This is a genomic window from Micrococcus sp. HG099, from assembly GCF_024723355.1.
Lineage (GTDB): Bacteria > Actinomycetota > Actinomycetes > Actinomycetales > Micrococcaceae > Micrococcus > Micrococcus endophyticus.
Window position 1 is genome coordinate 1 of record NZ_JANQCJ010000184.1, and the last position, 3,129, is coordinate 3,129.

Genomic DNA, 3,129 nt, shown 5'->3' on the forward strand with positions numbered 1-3,129 from the left:
GGAGGAGGCCGCGGCGGCCTCGGCGGCCGACTGCTCCGCCGCGGACTGCGCGGCGGCCTGGGAGCGGGAGGCCTCGGCGGCGGCCGCATCCTCCGACGGGGAGGCGGGCTCGGTCGTGGCGGCGCCCTCGGTCGGGGAAGCCGGCTCGGACGAGGTCGAGGGGTCCGCGGCCGGGGACGAGGCGGAGGACTCGGCCGCGACGGGCTCGGAGCGGTCGCCCGTGAGCCAGGGCAGCACGACGCCCACGAAGAGGCCGGCGAGAAGGACGAGTCCGGCCACCAGCAGGAGCGGGCTGAAGCGGCGGGCGCCGCCCGCGGCGGCGGCCGCGCCGGCGGGGGCGGCGAAGGACGCGCGGTGGGCGCCGCGCTGGTCCGTGTACTCGGGGACCTCGTCGAAGCGGTCGGGCTGGTAGGCCATGGGTCAGTTCTCCTGGCGGGAAGCGGGCGTGGACGGGGCCGGGTCCGCGGGGGCCCTGCGCGCCCTGCTGCGGGTGCCGCGCTTTCGCAGCAGCCGGGCGACGAGCAGGGGCCGGTAGGCCAGGGCGGCCTCACGGTCCAGCAGTCCGTTCAACACCTGATAGTAGGCGGTCGGGGAGAGCCCGAGACGCTCCCGGACGGCGTGGTCCTTGGCGCCGCCGTGTCGCCACGTGGCGGCCTCGAGGTCCAGCACCGCGCGCTCCTGCGGCGTCAGCGCGTCCCGGCGGGGTTCGGGGGCGGAGGTCGGCATGGCCGCCACTGTACCCAGCGCGGCTACGCTCGGGGGATGGAGTTCATCGCACCCCTGGACCCCGGATGGGAGGCGGCGCTCGCCCCCCAGGCCGCCGCGCTCGAGCAGGTCGGCGCGGCCCTCACGCAGCGGCGGGCCGCCGGAGAGCAGGTGCTCCCGGCCCCCGAGCACATCCTGCGCGTGTTCCGCCGGCCCTTCGAGGACGTCCGGGTGCTCGTGCTCGGCCAGGACCCCTATCCCACGCCGGGCCACCCCATCGGCCTGAGCTTCGCCGTGGATCGCCACGTGCGCCCGCTCCCCCGCTCCCTGGTGAACATCCACCGCGAGCTGCAGGACGACCTCGGCATCGCCCCGCCCGCGCACGGGGACCTCTCGGCGTGGGCGGACCAGGGCGTCATGCTGCTCAACCGCGCACTGACGGTGCGGGCCGGCGCCCCCGGCAGCCATCGGGGCCTGGGCTGGGAGCAGATCACGGAGGCCGCGGTCCGTGCCCTCTGCGAGCGCGGCACCCCGCTGGTGGGCCTGCTGTGGGGCGCCGACGCGCGGCGCATGGCGCCGCTGCTCACCCAGGCGGGGGCCGGCGTCGTGGAGTCCCCGCATCCCTCCCCGCTGAGCGCGCACCGCGGGTTCTTCGGCTCGCGCCCGTTCAGCCGGGTGAACCGGCTGCTGGAGGAGGCCGGCGCGGAGCCGGTGGACTGGCGCCTGCCCGACTGAGCGGGCGTCGGCGGCTCAGCCGCGCTGGTGCATCACGAGCTCGGTGGGCAGCAGCGTGCCCATGCGGTCCGTGATGGGCTTGGCGAGCGTGTTGCCGAAGGCGACGCCGGCGGCGATCGCCACCACGATCACCGCGGCGTTGAACAGGCCCGCCACGCCGAGCAGGGTGGAACCGGTCTCCACGGTGAACCCGTAGACCGAGCGGAACATCATCAGGCCCGGCAGCAGGAACAGCATGGACGGCAACACGATCACCAGGGCGGGCGCGGCGATGCGCTGGGCCACCAGGCGGCCGAGGAACCCGACCGCGGTCGCCGCCGCGGCGGGGACCAGCCGGTCCCCGATGCCGAGCTGCTGCGCCGCCAGGAACACGCCGTAGCCCGCGCCGGAGACGAGCCCGCACGCCAGGATCTGCGGCCAGCGGGACTGCTCCACCACCGCGTCGGACATGCCGGCGGCCGTCACCAGGGCCAGCAGCAGCAGCGGCGGGTGCTGCAGGGTCCCCGCCTCGGCGAGGTCCAGGTGCTCCAGCCCCGCGAGGTCGCCGAGGGCGACGGCGACCATGATCCCCGCCATCACGCCAGTGAACACGAGCAGGGCGGAGAGGAAGCGGCCGGCCGCCGTGACGGGGAAGCCGTTGATGGCGTCCTGCACGGCGGTGACGAACCGCGCCGTGGGCAGCAGCATCATGATGCCGCCGGCGATCACCACCGCCGGGTTGACCGGCAGCTCCAGGGCGAAGGCGGCCAGCGCGATCACCGTGGCCACGATCGCCCCGAACATGGTGGAGAAGATCTCGGGGAACCGGGCGCGGTCGGCCTGGATCTTGAGCCAGAACACGACCCAGGTGGAGATCATCCCGAGCAGCGAGCCGGTCCAGTTGCCGCCGATGAACGGGATGAAGCAGGCCACGAACACCCCGGCGAAGAGGATCTCGAACACGGCCGGGAAGGGCTTGGGCTGGTGCCGGATCTCCACGAGCCGGCGCTGGGCCTCGGCGCGGTCCAGGCGGCCGTCCGCGATCTCCTCCACGAGCCGGTGCACGGCCACGAGGCCCTCGAAGTTCACGGAGGAGGAGCGCACCACGCGCTGCAGCGTGTACGGCGACTCGCCGCGGGAGGAGTCCGGCGCGTAGTTCAGCGAGATGGACTGGTTGGTCAGGTCCACCTCGGTCTCGAGGATCCCGTAGGCCTGCGTGACCACGATGATCGAGGTCTCCACGTCCAGGGAGGCCGCGCCGAAGCTGAACATGGTCTCGCCCAGCTTGAGCGCGAAGTCCAGGGTGGTGCGCGCCTCGAGGGCGTGCGTCTCGGCCTCGCGGCGCTGCTGCAGGGTCGAGCGCATGCGGCGGCCGTACGGGGAGGAGTGCAGGCGGTCGGCCAGGACGAGGGCCTGGGTGGGCAGGTTCTCGACGAACACCTCGCGCGCCTTGCGGCCGCGGCGGCGCCCGCGCTTCTCCGGCGGGCCCACGGGCACCACGGGGTCCGGGACGGTGACGTCCGGCTCGGGGAGCACGTCCGGGGCGGGCAGGGCGCCGTCGGCGTCCGCGGGGGCCAGCACGGAGGTGGGCACCTGCTCGGACAGGGGCGGCTCGGTGAGCGGGGCGTCCGCGGCCTGCTCGGGGAGCTGCTCCTCCGGCGCGGCCGGCTCCGGACGCGCCACGGGCGCGGCGTCGGCCGGGTCCGGCTC

At 75.2% G+C, this 3,129-nt stretch carries 3 protein-coding genes and 1 pseudogene; 1 reads left to right on the forward strand and 3 read right to left on the reverse strand.

Going from position 1 to position 3,129, the window contains the following annotated elements; translation table 11 throughout:
- Together NWP10_RS11205 and NWP10_RS11210 are read right to left on the reverse strand one after the other, a co-directional pair.
- A pseudogene (locus NWP10_RS11205) lies at positions 1-417 on the reverse strand (LytR family transcriptional regulator); the annotation flags it as partial.
- 3 nt (positions 418-420) lie between these two features.
- Positions 421-726, reverse strand: coding sequence for a DUF3263 domain-containing protein (locus NWP10_RS11210; RefSeq protein WP_036380258.1), 306 nt, complete (start codon positions 724-726; stop codon positions 421-423).
- Between the two features lie 36 nt (positions 727-762).
- Between NWP10_RS11210 and NWP10_RS11215 the strand changes: the two genes are divergently transcribed.
- Complete coding sequence (locus NWP10_RS11215; protein WP_184172276.1) at positions 763-1,440, forward strand: uracil-DNA glycosylase; 678 nt, start codon at positions 763-765, stop codon at positions 1,438-1,440.
- 15 nt (positions 1,441-1,455) lie between these two features.
- Here the strand turns inward: NWP10_RS11215 and NWP10_RS11220 are convergent.
- Positions 1,456-3,129 (reverse strand): threonine/serine exporter ThrE family protein (locus tag NWP10_RS11220; RefSeq protein ID WP_258300962.1); only part of this gene is annotated, 1,674 nt, incomplete at its 5' end.